The organism is Candidatus Dormiibacterota bacterium, from assembly GCA_035544955.1.
Lineage (GTDB): Bacteria > Chloroflexota > Dormibacteria > CF-121 > CF-121 > CF-13.
In genome coordinates this window covers 24271-41493 of record DASZZN010000051.1, presented here as the reverse complement: position 1 = coordinate 41493, position 17223 = coordinate 24271, and the positions used below count along the sequence as shown (strand labels likewise).

Below are 17223 nucleotides of genomic sequence, written 5' to 3'. Positions count from 1 at the left end.
AGCTAACTCGACGAAACCGACAGCTGCGATAGGTTATGGACGTCGCTGAACGGTAGGGCAGTCTCGCTCTTGGTCCTGAGACTATAGGCGAGCACCTTTCCCGAGGTCTGCGATGGCCCGCCGAGGCACTCGCTCGAGCACGCCTGCTCCTCGAGGTACCAGAGCGTATCGCCCGTGATGAAGATCGGATGCGAGCGGGCCGCCGCCGTGGTTGCCACCACCTGATTGCTCTGCAGGTCGTAGAGCTGGACGTGCGGCACGCTGCGGTTGTCGATGTCCGTATAGGCCAGCCAGCGATCGTCGGCTGACGCGGCCGGGTCGTACCAGTGGAGGGCGGTGGCCAGCGTGCCGATGCTCGGGACGCCGGCATCCCAGGTGCGCACCCCAAGCGCGTCGCGGTAATACAACCGGTCGGTGTGCCGCGCCCACGTCGCCATGGTCGCGTTGGCGCTGATCCCCGACGGCGGCAGGAACGCGACCGTGTTGTCGGCGGCTCGCAGCACGAGGAACTGGCCGGTCTCGGGCGCCTGGCCCTGATTGCCGACAAAGGTGTCGACCATCAGCAGGTACTTGTCGTCGGGGGCATACTCCAGGCGCACTTCGTCATCGCGGCCGACGCCGCGACCGGGAATGGCGTTGAGGTTGAGCGTGGTTTCCTGGGCCCCGCGGCGGACATGGAGCGACGGCTTGCCCGCGTTGTCGTGCAAGAGATAGGCGAGCATCGCGCCATCGTGGCTGTAGGCGAAGGCCGGGACGTAGCCAGTGACGCTCGCGTCGGTCGATTTCGCCCGCGTGCCGAGCTCGAGGCTGATGATTTTGGTCGATCCCGGACTGGAGTTGTCCAGGTAGGCGACCTTCTGGGGAGAGACAAAGCGGGCTTCCGGGGGAGCCCCGGCGCCCAGCGCCACGAGCTGCTGGGGCGCGCTGCTGGCGGAGTCATAGAGAAAGATCTCGCTCGCGCTGGGCGTGGAAGCCGTGAAGACCACCCGAAATCCGGAAGCCGGCGTTGGCGTCGCCGACAGGGAGGGCGAGTTCGTGGGTGACGAGCTCGTGCCGGTGCCGGGGGAACTGCAGGCGGCGAGAAATCCGACAAGAATGACGGCCGGATGAAGCCGTTGCAACGGCCTGGACACGTTCAAGCTGGGGCCGATTGTAACCCGGTTGACGTCCCCGTACCGCGCCTTCGCGGACGCTTCTCGGACCTGGCACAAACCCGTGCGCATCCTTGCGTTCGCGAATGGCGGCCGGGAGACTTGCGTTGCAGTCTTATGGAAGCCGAAAGGTCTTCAGGGAATCGCACGCGCACCCGCGGTCAAACGATGACCGAGTTCGCGCTCGTCGTCCCGGTCCTGCTGGTGCTGATCATGGGCGTGCTCGACGGCGCCCTGCTGATGTTCAGCGTCGGAACGGCCCGCTATTCGTCCGCGGAAGGGTCGCGGGTCGCCGCCACGCTCGGCAACGTCGCGAATACTGACAGCCAGGTGGTGACCACGATTCGCAACACGGTTAGCGGAACCCAGCTCTTCACGGTCGACGAGGTTGACATCTACAAGCTCGACGCGGACGGGAGTGGCAACCTGACGCAAAATATCGCGAAAACCAACAAGTACAAGCTAGACGGGACGCCGCTCAACTCCATCCCGTGGCCCGCCTCGGGCCGCGACGTGGGGAACGGCACCAGCGACTTCATCGGCGTCACCGTCAACTACACCTACACCTGGAAAGCCGGGTTCTTCGCCCCCCTCGGGCCGCTGAAGACGACGGCCGTGTCCTGGGTCCGGATTGAGCCACAGAGCTACTGACATGAAGGTCCTTTCACGCAGCCCGATGCATCGTAGGCGCGGCCAGTCGCTGGCCGAGATGGCGGTGGTCATCCCCGTGCTTGTCTTTCTTCTGATGGGTGGCTTCGATGCCAGCGTCATGATCTCGGACAAGATCACCGCCGGCTACGGCGTCCGGCAGGGTGCGCGCCTGGCTGCGGAGATCGGCGGGTCGCAGACCACCGGCCTCACCACCGCGGTGGTGGACAACCAGATCGTCCGCAACGTCCTCGCGGTGGCGAAGGGCCTGACGGCGGCAACCCCAACTGAAATCGATATCTACGCGCCGACGCGCGCCGATGGCAGCTATTCGCCTGGCGACCCGCTCGATCAGTACTTCATCTCGGCAGGGGGCGGAGTCTCTCCGGGCACCCAGACGTTTCCTGTTCAGAACCGCCAGCAGACGCCGCCCAACGAGACCTCGATCGGCGTCCGAATCCTCTGGACGTACACGCCTCCGGCCGGGATTTTTCCCAGCAACATGCAGCTCCAGGATTACGCAGTCATGAAGGCGGCCCCATTACTCATATGAAACAAACACCTCAGCGACACAACCAGTCGGCAGGCGTCCTCCGGCGCCTGAAGAAGCAGGGCGGGCAGGCCATTGTGCTGCTCGCGCTGACCGGCACGCTGCTAATCGGCGGCGTCGGCATCGCCGTCGACCTGGCGGTCGGCTACATGTACAGCATCGCCGCCGAGCGCGCGGCGGCAGCCGCCGCGCTGTCGGGCGTCGTCTTCATGCCCGACCAGTTCGCCCCGGCGACGGCGGTCCCCGTCGGCTCGCGCAACGATGCCACGGACCGCGCCGTGGATGAGGCCAAGCGGAACGCCTTCGATCCAGCGGATGCCGCCAATGCCGTCAGGGTGACCCCGGCGGTGGTGTCCGGTCACCCGAACCAGTTGCGGGTCACGGTCGCCCGCAACGCGCCGGTGTTCTTCATGCAACTCTTTGGATTCTCGACCTACCAGGTGGCGCGGACCGCCGTCGCGGCCTACCTCCCGCCCATCTCCCTGGGCCAGCCGGGCAGCCAGATCGGCTCGTCGCTCGGAGACCTGGGTCGCACCCGCTTCGCCTTCATGCGCGAGGAAGGCTGGTCCACCGACCGCAGCCAGGGTGATGCCTACACGCCGAACCCCCTGGGCGGTGGCTATGGGGTGTCGGACGACAAACACCAGATCAGCTTCAGCAACGGCTCGGAGCCGCGCTACGCCACCCTGCGGGACCTGGGCGGCTATAACTACCGGATTACCATTCCGAACGGGGGCTCGGGGGGCAAAGTCCAGGTCTACAACGCCGCCTTTGCGCCCGACGGCACCAACGGCAGCGCAAACTTCTGCGACAACAACAACTCCAACCCGGCGGCACGGACCTGCTCGGTGGGTGGGAACCAATGGTTCCACGAGGACGACGGAGGCCCGTTCGATCCCAATGACCCGACGCGCTACACCGCGATGCGCTACACCCTCTTCCGCGTCAACAACGTGTTCATCCGGGCGAGTGACCAGATGATCTCGCAGATGACCGTCTATCCAATCGACGCGCGCAACTGGAACCAGCCAGCCAATCAATACAAGGCGATGGGCGGACCCACCATCAATCAGACGGTCACGCAGCTCTACGCGGGCGCGACGCCCTCCAATATGCTCATCTACCACAACTGGGTGGATATCGCCACCTACCAGGGTGCTTCCGACAACCAGCTCGTTTCGCTGCAGACGTTCCCGAACTCGTACCTGGTCGGCGGGGTCCTCCAGCCTGGCGAGTACCGGCTGCGCGTGGATGCGCTGGACCACAACGGCACCCTGGCCAATGGACCCCAGACCGGGCACAAGGCGTATGCGGTGCGCGCAGTCAACCCCAACATCAGCACCTGCGCAACCTGCGCCGTTTCAGCCTGGGACGACATGGCCTTCTTCACCCCGTTTGATGCTGGCCCGGGCGGGAGCTTCTCCATGCAGTTGTTTCGGCTCACCCCGGACTATGCCGGGCTGACGGTCAGCGTCGATCTTTGGGACCCCGGTGATATCGCCAGCACCACCGGCTTCGTGCGAATCAATATCAACGATCCGACGGGCAATAACGTCTTCCCGGGTGGCGTCAACGTCTACAACCTTGGCGTGCAGCGTTCGAACCTGGGAAGAGGCAGCTACACCGTCATCTCGAGTGCCGCTGGCGGAAATACCACGGCGACCTTTGTCGCCACGGATACGTCCCGCGGGATATCGGCCAACAGCCAGTGGATCCACGTCGAAATCCCGGTGCCGGGAAACTACAATCCCGCGCCCGGCAACGACTGGTGGAGCATGCAGTACGTGACGGGCGCAAACACGGTGGCGGTGGACACGGTAACGGTGGCGGTCGGCCTCAAGGGCGGTCCGCTGCACCTGCTGCCGTAAGACTTCGCTACGCAGAATCGATGAAGGCCGCCTGACGAGGCGGCCTTCACCACGTTCAGTCTGGACAGTCGGGGCAGTCCGGGCCATCGGGGCCATCGGGCCAGTCAGGCGGCAACAGCAACACCGATACCAATCAGCCCTGACGCGGCCAAGGCCATACTTAACCCATCGAACAGCGCATCACTATGGTGACGCTCGGCGTGAAGGATCTGGCCCGTGCCCGCGCCTTCTACGAGGCGCTTGGCTGGACCGGCGCGCAGCAACCCGACAACGAGGTCGCCTTCTACCAGGCGGGGGGAATGATCTTCGGGCTGTGGGCCGCGCTCGGTGGTCACGGTGCGCCCGGGATCGAGTTGGCGCACAACGTCCGCTCACCCGAGGAGGTCGATGCGCTGCTCGCCGAAGCGAAGCGCGCCGGTGGAACGATCAGGCGCCCGGCCGCACGCGCCGAATGGGGCGGCTACACGGGCGCCTTCGCCGATCCCGAGGGCTACGTGTGGGAGGTCGCCCACAATCCGGACTGGACACTGGCGGATGACGGCTCGGTCCGGCTAGGTTAGCGCACCGACCGCCGCTCCCCGTCCATTAGGCCGGTGGGAATTGAGTGTCGCAGTTGTTATGGCCTCCACAATCAAATCCGAAGGCGTAGCCATAAAAGCTGTGGCCGACGAAGAAGAACAGACGGATGTGCTGGCCAGGCCGGTTGTATGAAGTGCCATCGCCTTCATCTGTCCAGCCATCGGTGGTCAATCGCATCCGATACCACTCTCGGATCGTGTCCGCGGAGGCATCCGTTCTCAGGATCGACGACGTGAAGGCCGGATAGTACGTGCCGAAGAAGGCATCCGTGTGACTGCCCATCGCGCGGTTTCGTACCAGAATAGCTCCGGGGTAAGAGAGTTCAGACTCGGCCTGATGAGTGACCCTGACATAACTGACGAGGTCGCCATCGAAAAGCGTGAGTAAACCGAGCGCAATCAAGCACAACACGGCGACCGGGACGGCAACCACTGACCACCCTAACGCTCTGTAGATACGCTCCCAAATGCGCACACTTCTGGACGAGCTAGGCAAGAGTTGCACCTAACGATTAATGTCGGGCGCCGGGAAGGTCTTGCTAGCCGAGCTAAGGCGCCGGGTGCGTTGAGGTATTGCTGTACTCGACTTCGTAAACCGTCTTTGTGCCGACGGGAATGGGCATGGCGAGGATTGAGGTGAGCGTCGCCGGGTCTGCTACGGCAAGCCGGAGATGTTCGGAGGCGCGGGTGTACTCCTGCGAGGTGTCGGAACTGGTTCCCGCTGATGGACTGAGTTGCCATCCATGGGCGACTAGCCAGTCCCGATACCACGCCAGAACCTGGGCACTGTCGGCTTCAGTCGCGAGGGTTGTTTTGTAGACGTCCCGAGACTCCGGGGGACCGCCCGCGGTGCTCTGTTTACTTTCGAAGGAGTCAACAACCAGGCTCGAGCCTGGATACTGCAGCCGAGCCTCCGCCGGCGCGTTGGCCACCGAACCTGATCCCAACTTCGCGAGCAATTCGCCCGCGATCTGCCCGGTGGCTCCCTTGCCTAGCAGGCCGCGCAGATCGTCGGCGGAGAGCGAGCCTTGCTCGACCCGCCTCGTTACCGTCCAGCCGATTTGTTTGCTGCCCTTCAAGATAGTGACGCGCTTGGTCCCGTCGGGTGGTAGGTCAGCTTTCAGTTCGCTCAGGATCTCCTGCATGGCATCGTCAGTCCTGGGGACGACCGTTGGCGCACTGGTCTTGGCAGCGCCGGGATCCGTCGGCGGCCGGACCACGGTCGGCCGGCGGAGAAACAGAACGAGCAACGCGATGGCGATCGTCACGATGACGATTGGCACCAGGACTTCCATGCCGGCAGGCTACCAGTAGCGCCAGGTGTTCGACGGTGTCGTGCCGAACATCTCGTTCCAGAGTACGTCCGTGCCGGTCAGCGGCGAGCGGTTGAACGCGTGGAGGAAGGCAGAGACGCCAATCCGTTTGACGCCCCGGGTTCCAATCAAGCCAACGGTGTTGAGCCGATCGGAGGCATCGCGGTCGCGCAGGTCAAATCCCTTGAGATGCCCGTACGTGGCAACGTCGGCGCCGCTGAAGTAGACCCGCTCCAGGGCAGCATACGAATAGATGGCCGTGTACCAGGTATGACGCGGCGCCACGATGTCCCAGGGATCCAGCACGCCTCGCAGGTATGGATAGGTCGCGAGCGAGCCACCAAACACGTCCGACACATTCGCGGTGTGCCCGCCGTCGGAAGCCGAGAAGAAGGCTTCGATCACGCGCCCGCCGTACATCAACACCTGACCTGCGGTTTGATCGACCGCCGCATTCTGCGGTCCGCTCTCGGAATCGATCCCGCGATAGACCTGAAACTGCGTGGTGTCGTCGACGTCATACAGGCCGGTGCTTCCCATGTGCGTGAGCGCATAGCACCGAGCCGCCACGATCTGGGCCTTGATCGCCTCCAGCGGCCAGCTCGACGGGACTTCGCCCAGGCCGCGCAGGTAGTCCTCGATGGGCAACACGTTGATGATGTAGAGCAGCCCGCCGCTCGGCTGCGCCACGATGGTTCCGCGATAGGCGTGATACCGACCGGATGGTCCGTAAACGGCCATTCGGGTGCTGGCCGAGGTCGGCACCAGCTTCTGCACACCGCCCGACGCGGCGAATGAGAGCGACTGGCCCGCCCCCACGTTGGTGACGCGGCCACCGGCGATCAGCTGCGCGGGTCCGCTTGGGACGACGCGGTAGGTCGCCGTTCCCCAGAGGACCGCGACGTGGATCGGGGTGTTGCCGGTATCGAGGCTGGCCCCGGTCGCGCCCGTGTAGAAGTGCTGATCGATGAACCGGAAATTGAGTCCAGCCAGCGCCATGCCCTTCGCACCCCACTGTCCAAGCCCCACCCCATGGCCCCAACCGTGACCGCAGAAGCGCACCGACCCTGGCGGTGCCGCGGGCGGGCAGGTCGTTCCATAGGTGGCGCCGGAGCCGCGGAGAGCCGCAAGCGCCGCTTCCGTCTCGTAGTTGTCGAGCGCCGTCTGCAGCGCGCGGCTCTGGCCTTGAAGTCCGGCAAGCCGGATCAGCGTCTGGCGCCGAAGGCTGTCCAGCTCGCTGTCATAACTGGAGACCGCGGCCACCTGGCTGGCGATGGCGTTCGCCCGCGCCTGCAGCGCATCGAGGAGCGGCGCGAGGTCGGCCCGAGCCTGCGCCAGCACTCGCCGCTGCGCCTCCAACGTGTCGCGCTCGGCGCGCAGCTTGCGGGCCAGCTGCAGCTCGCTGACCGAGATCTGTTGCAGATAAATGGTGCGGTTGAGCAGATCGTCGAAACTGCGCGCGGAAAAGACGAACTCGAGCCAGCGCATGCCGCCCAGCGCATAGAGCTTGCGCATGTCCGCCTGGAAAACCCGCAGGTGCTGCTCGTACGTCAGCTGGTCGCGGGTCAGCTGAAACTGCGCGTCAGCGATTTGCGCCTCGATGGCTTGCGCCTGCCCAGCGATCGGTGCCAGGTCGGCGTTGCTCTGCGCCAGCTGCGCTTCGAGGGCCGCCAGCGTTTGCCGCACCTGGCTCTGCTGACCCTCGAGCGCGCTCAACCGCTGATGCTGCCGGGCCTGCTCCTGCTGAACCTGTGCCAAACGGTCCGCGAGCGTGCTGGGATCATCCGCGTGCGCCGGCACGTCGGTGACGAGGAGCAGCAGCGCCACAACGGCGCCGCCGACGGACTGCCTCAAACGCTCGGATGGCACTCCGCGCCCCTCGCGTCGGCCGGCGGGCCGGCGCGCGTTTATGCCGGCGGCGCTCCCGCCGAGCCAGGCATGCCGGGCTCGCGCCGTGGGGTGAAGGCGGCGTCGCTAAACGGCGCGGGGGCGCCCTTAGGCGTCTTTTCCTTCTTTTTCTTCTTTACTTCGCGCTTGCCCTTGTCACGTGACTTCGCCATGGTTCCCTGCCTCCCAGACTTAGTCCGGCGAGCCGCTATTGTACCCTCGATCACCCGCAGTGTCCACGCGACGGTCACGCTCCGTGGCGTTATTGAGCAGGACCTCGAGGCAGACGACCACCGACTCGCCGAGCGCAGGCAAGTTGTAACCACCTTCGAGGGCCCAGACCGACCGCCCACGACAATGCTCGATCGCCCATCCCTTGATCAGCGTGGCGAGCTCGCGGTAGCCGCCGGTCGTGACCTCGAGCCCGGCCAGCGGGTCGTCTTCATGGGCATCGAAGCCGGCCGACACCAGTAGTAGTTCTGGACGGAAGGCTGCGAGTGCCGGACCTATCTTCTTCTCCCAGGCGCCGAGAAAAACCGGATCTCCGCTGCCACTGGCGAGCGGGACGTTGAGGACGTTGCCGTGCGCTCCTCGCTCGCCGGCACTGCCGGTCCCCGGATAGAACGGAAACTGATGAGTCGACGCGTAGAACACCTCGGCGTCGTTTTCGAAACTGTGCTGGGTACCGTTGCCGTGGTGGACATCGAAGTCGAGCACGGCGATGCGGCGAATCCCTTTCGCGCGCGCCGCGATGAGGCCGACGCCGATGTTGTTGATCAGACAGAAGCCCATCGCCTGCGCGTGCTCGGCGTGATGGCCCGGTGGCCGGACGAGCGCAACGGCGTGATCGACCTTTCCGTCCAGCACCCGGTTGACCCCTTCGACCAGGGCGCCGGCTGCGGAGCGCGCGGCCAGCATCGACAGGGGCGTGATGTAGGTGTCAGGGTCGAGAAAGCCGCCACCGGACGACGCCGCGCGATCGAGCATCGCCACATAGCTCGGATCGTGGACGCGATGGATCATCGCCTCTGGTGCCGGCGGGGCCGGTTCCGGCGTAAGGCCGAGGTCCGAGGACTTGATCGCCTCGAGAATGGCGGTGACGCGTTCCGGACGCTCGGGATGGCCTTCGGATCGATGCCCGATTTGCTCAGGGTTGGCGAGAAGGGCTATCACTCGAGGGTACGGGTGCGGAAGCGCTCGAGCTCCAGCGGTGCGTGACGATCGATGCCGGCTTTCTGACACGCGGCGAGGACCTGCTGCTCGGACGTGTCGATCCCTTCGATATCCGGAAGCAGCAGTGCCTGCCGATCGCGGTGGCGAACGATGACCCCGTAGGTGTGCGGGTCGAGCCCCGCGATATCGGTCACGGGCTCGGGCGGATCGAGCAACTGAACCTTGATCGTCAGCGCACTCACCTCGTCGAGCCGCACGGGGTCGAATCGCGGATCACGCACGGCGGACGCGACCGCATACCGAATCAACTCATGGGCCGCGGTTGCCTCGGTCGGCCGCACGCTGCCGACGCAACCACGCAACTCGCCATGCTTCCGAAGCGTCACGAAAACCGCCGATGGTGCCTGGAGCTCGACCGGAATCGGCTCCGGCGGTTGGATCAATTGGCGGGTTCGCAGATAGGTGTCGATGGCATAACGACCCAGCGTCTGAATATCGAGCACCACTTTTTGGGTGTCCGACGCGGTGAATGCAACGACCGGGTAGCCGACACCGAAGGGACCTTCATAGCTGAGGACCTCGGACGTGAGATTTGCTGCGCGCCCCGCGCCGAGCAGGATCGCGAGCGGGCGAAGACCACACTCGCCGGCCTCCTCGACGAGGTCCGGATCCAGCGCCTCGATCTGCTCCCACGCCCGCGCGCGAAGGGCGTCGATCACCAGCCGATCGAAGACCGGCCCTTCCGGGCGGAATCCGTAGGGCGCGTCCGGCGTCAGGCGATGCGACAGATCGCCGGAGGCGATCAGGATGGCGGAGCGGTCCTGGAGTCGATGCTGCAACCAGGCGCCGAATTCGACGAACCTGTGGAGCGGCCAGCCACTGACGCCGAGGAAGATGCAGCGCTTGTTCGCCATCGTGCGCGCCAGCCCGTGCAGCGGAACCACCACGCCATGATCGAGCTCGGTCTGCTCCGCCCACGTCAGCGAGAATCCCGCCCGCTGCCCATCGACGACCAGCGCGGCCGCGAGCGCCACGTCAATCTCCGCCTCGACCCGGATCTGGGGTGCCCGAAAGCGGGACAGGTCGCCGGCGGCGTGGGCCGCTCGACGAACCGGCAGCGACGTCATGCTCGACGGGCTATGCGGCGAGATCACGACCGCGAGCGCGGCATCAACCGCCGACAGGATGCCGTCGAGCTGCCGCATGGCATCAGCGGTCGCCCGGACCCGCTCCGACTGCGCGCCGCCAACTTCGGTCAGCAGGATGGGGGGATGAGCAACGAGGGCGCCGGCGAGGAAGCCGGAGATGGGTTTAGCCTCGGGCCGTCGCGGGCTCCGGCCGGAGAGCGTTGATCGCGTCACGATACTGCCGTGCCGCCGCGTGCGCGGCATCCGCGTAGTCGGCGCCTGCCGACGCGAACAGGATGCCACGTGAGATCGGGATGATCGCCCCTCGCCCATCCGCTCGGAGCGCCGCCTTGAGCGCAGCCGCGAGGTCGGCACCCTGCGCGCCGATACCGGGGACGAGCAACAGGCGGTCCCCCGCGATCTGGCGCACGTCCCGCAGCTCGGCCGGCGCGGTCGCCCCAACGACGAAGGCGACGTTGCCGTGATGGTCCCAGCGGACGCCGGCACGGGCGATATGCCTGTAAAGGGCCTCGCCGTCGCTGCGCAGATGCTGGAACTCCGTCGCCCCCGGGTTCGATGTCCGGCACACGATGAAGACTTCCTTCTCCTTGTGCGCCAGGAAGGGCGCGACCGAGTCATAACCCAGGTAGGGGTGGACGGTGACGGCGTCGGCGCCCCAAGCCTCGAACATCGCGTGCGCGTACGCCTGGGCGGTGCTGCCGACGTCGCCACGCTTGGCATCGAGGATGACCGGGCGGTCTTTGGGCAACGCGGCCAGCGCCTTATCCAGCAACCAGCTGGCCTCCCTCCCCCATAGCTCGTAGAACGCCAGGTTGAGCTTGTAGGAGGAGACCGAATCGCCAACGGCCTCGACGATGGTCTGTACGAATTCGGCGATGCCCGCCGGCGAGCGTTCGATCGATGGCGGCAGCAGGTCGGGTTCGGGGTCAAGGCCGAGGCAGAGGATCGAGCCGGTAGCGTCCTCGCTGGCCTGCAATTTTGACTTAAAGGTCATATTCGGACCCAAGTTTAGTGGGTAGAATTCGACCGTGCCCCAGACGACCATGCAGGTCACCCTTCCGGAGATGGGTGAGTCGGTCACCGAGGGGACCATCGCCAAGTGGCTGAAGCAGCCGGGCGACCAGGTTCGCGAAGGCGAAGGCCTCGTCGAGGTCACCACCGACAAGGTGGATGCCGAGGTCCCCGCGCCCGCGAGCGGGACCCTCGTGAAGATCCTCGCCGAGGCAGGAAAGACCGTTGCCGTGGGATCGGCGCTGGCGGAAATTGCCGTCGGTGCGGAGGGCGACGCGGCCGCGAAGAAGGCCCCCGCGCCAACATCCGCGTCCGACAAGGACCCCACCCTGCCCTCCCCCAAAAGCGGGGAAGGGAAAACGACGGCGGCGACGGCGCCCAATGGTGGCGTGAAAGATGCTGGACCGAAGGCCGAGGTCACAGAGGGCGCCGAGTTGCTGGCGAAGGCAAAGGGCATCGACCTGGCGACCATCAAGGGTAGCGGGCCCGGTGGCTCGATCCGACGTCGCGATGTCGCGGAGGCGATCGAACAGCAGCAAAAAGCCCCTACCCTGCCCGCCCCCGTGGAAAAGGCCCCCGCTGTGCCAGCCCCCGCAAGCGAGGAAGCGAAAGAGGCCCCCACCCTGCCCTCTCCCGTAAGCGGAGGGACACCGGCTGAGGCACCCGCGCCGGCGCAATCGCTGACCGGATCCATCCCGTTGCGCGGTGCAGCCAGCGCATTGGTCAAGTACATGGAGGAAAGCCTCCAGGTGCCGACGGCGACGAGCTTCCGCACCGTGCGGGTGGATGTGCTCGACCAGCGCAGGCGCCAGCTTAGCCAGAGCATGCAGGCCGCTGGGCGCCCCGAGAAGATTTCCTACACGCACCTGATCGCATTTGCAATCACGCGCGCGGTCAAGGACGTCCCATCGATGACGGTGACGTTTGATCGGGTCGATGGCAACCCGGCGCGGGTGGCGCGTGGGGTCCACCTCGGACTCGCGGTCGACGTGCAGCGCCAGGACGGCAGTCGCATGCTGCTGGTGCCCGTGATCCGCGACGCCGATCGCCTCGACTTCGCCGCGTTCCGCGATCAGTACGAAACGCTGGTCTCAAAAGCCCGCATCGGGAAGCTCGTCGCCGACGAGCTGGCCGGCGCCACCATCGTTCTGACCAACCCCGGCGGCATCGGCACGATGGCGTCTGTTCCTCGGCTGATGAAGGGCCAGGGCACGATCGTCGCCACGGGTGCAATCGGATATCCGCCGGAGTTTAGCGCGATCGCCGACAGCGGGCTGCGCCAGCTCGGGGTCTCCAAGGTAATGACGATGACGAGCACGTATGACCACCGGGTCATCCAGGGCGCCGAGTCGGGTGAGTTTCTCCGTCGCATCGATGAGCTGCTCTCGGGCGCCGACGGCTTCTACGAGTCGATCTTCGAGTCGATGCGCTTGGCGCCGCCCGCCGGGATCAGCGAGCCGGCGCGAGCCGTCACCGGAGCGGGGGACGCGGCGGTTGCGGCGCCGACAACCGCGGAAGCCGAGCTGCTGCGGGCGGTGGCCGCTGGGATGGCACTGGTCGCGGCGTACCGGAGTCACGGACACCTCGCCGCTCGGCTGGACCCGTTGGGGAGCGCGCCGCCCGGCGACCCCTCGCTCGATCCCGTGAACCATGGCCTGACGCCGCAGCTGATGGAAGCCGTGCCGGCCGCCGTGCTCCGGGTCCGCGTTCCCGGAGAAAACCTGGCCGAGGTTCTCATGCATCTGCGCGAGACGTACTGCTCCACGATCGCCTACGAGATCGAACACATCTCTAGCCACGAGCAACGCAACTGGCTGCGCGAGCGGATCGAGTCCGGGCGATATCGTCAACCGCTCAGCCCTGAACGCAAGCTGCAATTGCTGGGACGACTCACGAAAGTCGAGGCGATGGACCGTTACTTGCGCAGGGCCTTTCTCGGCCACAAGACGTTTTCAATCGAGGGCCTCGATTCGATGATCGTCATGCTCGAGGAGACGCTGCAGTTGCTGTCCGACAACGGCACCCGCCAGGTGGTGATGGGCATGGCGCACCGCGGCCGCCTTAGCGTGATCGCCCACGTCGTGAACCGCACCTACGAGTCGCTTCTGGTGGAGTTCGAGCAGAGCAAAGATCGGCTGGAGGGCGGCGACGTCACCGGCGATGTCAAGTATCACGCCGAGGCCGAAGGCACCTACGTCACTCCGAACGGCAAGCAGGTCTCGGTCAGTCTGCTCGCCAATCCCAGTCACCTGGAAGCGGTTGACCCCGTCGTCGAGGGCTGGACCCGCGCTGAGCAGACGCGGCGCAAGGGATCCGAGCCCCATTTCGATCGGACCGGCACCGTCCCGATCCTGATCCACGGCGACGCTGCCTTCCCCGCGCAGGGAGTCGTGTCAGAAGTCCTCAACCTGTCAAAGCTCGAGGGCTACACGACCGGCGGCACGCTGCACATCATCGCCAACAACCAGCTGGGCTTCACCACCGACCCCGAGGAGGGGCGCTCGACCCGCTACGCCTCGGACGTGGCCAAGGGCTTCGACCTGCCGATCATCCATGTGAATGCGGATGACATCACCGCCTGCGTGAGCGCGGTTCGCCTCGCGACCGCCTTCCGGCAAAAGTTCGGGCGCGACGTCGTCATCGACCTGATCGGTTACCGGCGCTTCGGTCACAACGAAACCGATGAGCCGGCCTACACCCAGCCGCTCATGTACGACGCGATCAAAGAGCACCAAACGGTACGAGAGATCTTCGCGGCGCAACTGATCGAAGAGGGCCTGCTGACCGCTGATGACGCGCGGGCGCGCGCCGAGGCCGCCGAGGCACGACTCGCCGATGCCCACCAAAACGTCAAGGCCAGCGCGGCTCACGCGCCCCAGGTGAGCCGCCCACCGATGGACGCGAGCCCCGAGCCCGATATCAAGACCGCCCTGCCCGCCGAAGCGCTCGAATCACTCAACCGCCAACTGCTGGCCGTGTCGGACCGCTTCACGGTGCACCCCAAGCTGCTCCGGCAGATGGAGCGGCGCAAGACGCCGCTGGCCGAGCGCGAAATCGACTGGGCGCAGGCGGAGGAGCTCGCCTTTGCCACGCTGATCACGGGCGGCATCCCGGTGCGGCTCACCGGGCAGGACACGGAGCGCGGAACATTTAGTCAGCGACACCTGGTCTTCCACGACGTCCGCACCGGCAAGACGTGGGCGCCCATCCAGCACCTGGTCGGCGCCAGCGCGACCTTCGAGCTGCACAACAGCCCGCTGTCCGAGTACGCCGCCCTCGGCTTCGAGTATGGCTACAGTTCCGATGCCTCCGAGGCGCTCGTCTGCTGGGAAGCGCAATTCGGCGATTTCGGCAATGGCGCGCAGATCATCATCGACCAGTTCATCGTCTCGGGGCTGGCGAAGTGGGGACAGTCGTCGCGACTCACCCTGCTCCTTCCCCATGGGTATGAAGGCGGCGGACCCGAGCATTCGAGCGCGCGGCTGGAGCGCTTCCTCCAGCTGGCCGCCGAGGGCAACATCCGCGTCTTTTATCCCAGCACCCCGGCGAACTACTTCCACGCACTGCGCCGTCAGGCGTTGCACAGCCGGCCGCGGCCGCTGGTCATCATGACCCCCAAGAGCCTGCTGCGACTGCGGCCGTCGTGGTCCAAGCTGGAGGACCTGAGTGTGCACAGCTTCCGCCGCCTGATCGATGACCCGTCGATGGAGCAACATCGCGACGATGTCCGCCGCATCATCCTCTGCACCGGCAAGATTTATTACGACCTGATCGCGAGCCCCTTGCGCGCCGAGGCGCAGGACCTGGCCATCATCCGCATGGAGTTGCTCGAGCCCTTCCGCTCGGACGACGTGCTCTCGGCGATTGCGAAGTACCCAAACGTGCGACAGCTGACCTGGGTCCAGGAGGAGCCGATGAACATGGGCGCCTACTGGCACGTCAAGCGACGCCTCGAGCCCAAGCTGCCTAAGCACCTCACCCTCAACTACGTCGGCCGGCCGGAGCGAGCCAGCCCCAGTGAGGGCTATGCGATTGCCGCCGAGAAGCAGGAAGCGAAGATCGTCCAGGCGGCGCTGGCGTCTAAACCGGACGAGACCCGGGCACCCACTTCGGGATAAAATTCAGCGCAATGCGGCTGTCGCTCGACTGGATGAACCTGTTCGGCGGGCTGACCCCGGCCCAGATCACCTCGGTCATCGTGGTGGCGGTGATCTTCACCGTTGCGGCCGGGCTCGTGCTGCTGGCGCTGATCGCCTTTGGCGTCCGGGCGGGGCTGATGGCCCCGAGCTACAGCACCCGCCTCCCGGAGGCCTCCTCGGCTGAATTGGGCGCCTTCCTCGGTGGGGCCGCCCTCGGGATGATCTCGATCCTGATCATGACCTTCCTCGGCTTCGCCGAGAACGATCTCGACAATCCGCTCTTCCTGCCCTTGGCCGTGGGGCCGATCTTGCTGGGTGGCTTGCTCTTCATCACCGGAGCCGGCCTGGCCTTCCGGACTATTCGGCGCCGCCGTACGAACCCGGCCTAGACCGAAACCACCGAGCGTCCTCCCCCGTTCACCTTCCAGACGGATAGTGGTCTCAAACTTGACAAGCGACATTGTGGCTTCGTATTGTAGTGACAACGACAGTATCACTAACAATAACAAGGAAAGCACAGGCAATGAACGCCCAGGACGGCCGAGCGATGTTCGAACTCCAACTGGAGCTGCACACTCGGGCGATCGGGCGCCGGCCGAACATCAATGCCGACGACGTCATTGATGTGCACGAGTTGCTCGTCGCTCACGACGGGGACCTGAAGAGCCTCTTCGCTCCGCAGGCTTAGACTCGACGGCGTGCCGCTGACCAAAGACACGGTCACCGCCTGGCTGGCAGCCTACGTCCGGGCGTGGGAAACTTACGATCCAGACTCGATCGGTGATCTCTTCACTGAAGACGCGACCTATGCTTACCACCCCTTCGAGGAACCCGTGCGCGGCCGGCTCGCGATCGTCGCCTCCTGGCTCGAGCCCAAGGACGCGCCGGGCACCTACGAGGGACGCTACGAGCCGATCGCCATCGAGGGCGATCTCGCGGTGGCGCATGGACGGAGCCGCTACTTCAAGGATGCTTCCAAAGCTGAGCTCGTCCGTGAGTACGACAACATCTTTCTGATCCAGTTCGACGACCGCGGCCGGTGCCGATCGATCCGCGAGTGGTTCATGGGCCGGCGCGGGCAACCGCCGGCGTAAGACCGGCGCGACGTTGATCCGCGCTCAGGAGCGGTTGGTCAGGATGACAATTAGGACGACAACGCCCAAGATAACGATCGCCCCGAGCCCGAACAACCACATCGGAGCACCCACTGGGCCGTACATGATTCGAAGCTTAGGCCGTCAAAACAAAGTCGGCGAGACAGGATCTGAAACTTTGGCTACCCCTTCTTGGAAAGGCCCCACAAGCGTGCCTCACGTACAGATCGGTAGCAACTAACGGTGCTCGCGAGCAACGCCTCCAGCTTGGCTTTGGCCCCGTCTGGTCGGGAACGCGTCAACGCCGCACCCGCACAATGGCAAACCCAATCACCCAAATCACGGTGGCGATTGCCAGCCAAACCCATAACGCATTGCCGACGCGAGGGTAGAGCAGGATGGTCGCCAGAATGAGCACTACGGCGCTGATGACGATCTGCCGATTCACGCTCCCAAGCTACGCAGCACCGGAAGGGCCGTCAAGGCTTCTGTAAGTTGACCCAAGTCGCGTCCCCGCTTTGCGGCTGAGATCGCCAGCCGTCTTGTTGATGGTGAAGCCGAAACCGTATTCAAAAGAGAGTCGGGGAGACAGGATTTGAACCTGCGGCCCCCTGAACCCCATTCAGGTGCGCTACCAGGCTGCGCCACTCCCCGACGCGGCGC

General features: G+C 65.4%; 17 protein-coding genes and 1 tRNA gene. 8 read left to right on the top strand and 10 right to left on the bottom strand.

Translation table 11 applies throughout. The features are described from left to right. Positions 1-2: 2 nt before the first annotated feature. Complete coding sequence (locus VHK65_18300; protein ID HVS08102.1) at positions 3-1139, bottom strand: hypothetical protein; 1137 nt, start codon at positions 1137-1139, stop codon at positions 3-5. 180 nt (positions 1140-1319) lie between these two features. On the opposite strand from VHK65_18300, the gene VHK65_18295 reads away from it, so the two are divergent. From VHK65_18295 to VHK65_18280, 4 genes are all read left to right on the top strand, one after another. Continuing rightward, complete coding sequence (locus VHK65_18295; protein ID HVS08101.1) at positions 1320-1802, top strand: TadE/TadG family type IV pilus assembly protein; 483 nt, start codon at positions 1320-1322, stop codon at positions 1800-1802. 1 nt (position 1803) lies between these two features. Beyond that, on the top strand, positions 1804-2352 hold the full coding sequence (locus VHK65_18290; GenBank protein ID HVS08100.1) for a TadE/TadG family type IV pilus assembly protein: 549 nt from the start codon (positions 1804-1806) through the stop codon (positions 2350-2352). Beyond that, on the top strand, positions 2349-4217 hold the full coding sequence (locus VHK65_18285; protein ID HVS08099.1) for a hypothetical protein: 1869 nt from the start codon (positions 2349-2351) through the stop codon (positions 4215-4217). Before VHK65_18290 ends, VHK65_18285 begins: the two co-directional genes overlap by 4 nt. A gap of 167 nt (positions 4218-4384) precedes the next feature. After that, entirely contained in the window at positions 4385-4777 is a 393-nt protein-coding gene (locus VHK65_18280; protein ID HVS08098.1) for a VOC family protein, read from the top strand. 25 nt (positions 4778-4802) lie between these two features. Here VHK65_18280 and VHK65_18275 read toward each other — a convergent pair whose 3' ends face one another. The 7 genes from VHK65_18275 to pyrF all read right to left on the bottom strand — a co-directional run bounded on the left by VHK65_18275 (position 4803) and on the right by pyrF (position 11310). Continuing rightward, the gene (locus VHK65_18275) at positions 4803-5228 is read right to left on the bottom strand and encodes a hypothetical protein (GenBank protein HVS08097.1); all 426 of its coding nucleotides are present in this window, start codon (positions 5226-5228) and stop codon (positions 4803-4805) included. A gap of 115 nt (positions 5229-5343) precedes the next feature. After that, positions 5344-6090, bottom strand: coding sequence for a hypothetical protein (locus tag VHK65_18270; protein HVS08096.1), 747 nt, complete (start codon positions 6088-6090; stop codon positions 5344-5346). A gap of 9 nt (positions 6091-6099) precedes the next feature. After that, positions 6100-7977, bottom strand: a complete 1878-nt coding sequence (locus tag VHK65_18265) for a SpoIID/LytB domain-containing protein (GenBank protein HVS08095.1) — start codon at positions 7975-7977, stop codon at positions 6100-6102. Between the two features lie 38 nt (positions 7978-8015). Continuing rightward, positions 8016-8168 (bottom strand): hypothetical protein, encoded by a 153-nt coding sequence (locus VHK65_18260; GenBank protein HVS08094.1) that lies wholly within the window; start codon positions 8166-8168, stop codon positions 8016-8018. A gap of 19 nt (positions 8169-8187) precedes the next feature. Beyond that, positions 8188-9168 carry a histone deacetylase gene (locus VHK65_18255; protein ID HVS08093.1) on the bottom strand — a complete coding sequence of 327 codons (981 nt, stop codon included), beginning with the start codon at positions 9166-9168 and terminating at the stop codon, positions 8188-8190. After that, positions 9165-10529, bottom strand: coding sequence for an AmmeMemoRadiSam system protein A (gene amrA, locus VHK65_18250; GenBank protein ID HVS08092.1), 1365 nt, complete (start codon positions 10527-10529; stop codon positions 9165-9167). The genes VHK65_18255 and amrA overlap by 4 nt, the downstream gene beginning before the upstream one ends. Continuing rightward, positions 10480-11310, bottom strand: a complete 831-nt coding sequence (pyrF, locus tag VHK65_18245; GenBank protein ID HVS08091.1) for an orotidine-5'-phosphate decarboxylase — start codon at positions 11308-11310, stop codon at positions 10480-10482. The genes amrA and pyrF overlap by 50 nt, the downstream gene beginning before the upstream one ends. Before the next feature lie 34 nt (positions 11311-11344). Between pyrF and VHK65_18240 the strand changes: the two genes are divergently transcribed. The 4 genes from VHK65_18240 (at position 11345) to VHK65_18225 (ending at position 16560) form a co-directional block, all read left to right on the top strand. Beyond that, positions 11345-15445, top strand: coding sequence for a multifunctional oxoglutarate decarboxylase/oxoglutarate dehydrogenase thiamine pyrophosphate-binding subunit/dihydrolipoyllysine-residue succinyltransferase subunit (locus VHK65_18240; protein ID HVS08090.1), 4101 nt, complete (start codon positions 11345-11347; stop codon positions 15443-15445). 11 nt (positions 15446-15456) lie between these two features. Next, positions 15457-15855 carry a hypothetical protein gene (locus VHK65_18235; GenBank protein ID HVS08089.1) on the top strand — a complete coding sequence of 133 codons (399 nt, stop codon included), beginning with the start codon at positions 15457-15459 and terminating at the stop codon, positions 15853-15855. Positions 15856-15989: 134 nt separating this feature from the next. Beyond that, a complete protein-coding gene (locus VHK65_18230) occupies positions 15990-16154 on the top strand; it encodes a hypothetical protein (protein HVS08088.1) in 165 nt (54 codons plus the stop codon). Positions 16155-16164: 10 nt separating this feature from the next. Beyond that, positions 16165-16560 (top strand): nuclear transport factor 2 family protein, encoded by a 396-nt coding sequence (locus VHK65_18225; GenBank protein ID HVS08087.1) that lies wholly within the window; start codon positions 16165-16167, stop codon positions 16558-16560. 298 nt (positions 16561-16858) lie between these two features. Here the strand turns inward: VHK65_18225 and VHK65_18220 are convergent, their stop codons facing one another. Further along, a complete protein-coding gene (locus tag VHK65_18220; protein HVS08086.1) occupies positions 16859-17008 on the bottom strand; it encodes a hypothetical protein in 150 nt (49 codons plus the stop codon). A gap of 132 nt (positions 17009-17140) precedes the next feature. Further along, positions 17141-17214 (bottom strand) — tRNA-Pro (locus tag VHK65_18215). Positions 17215-17223: the final 9 nt, after the last annotated feature.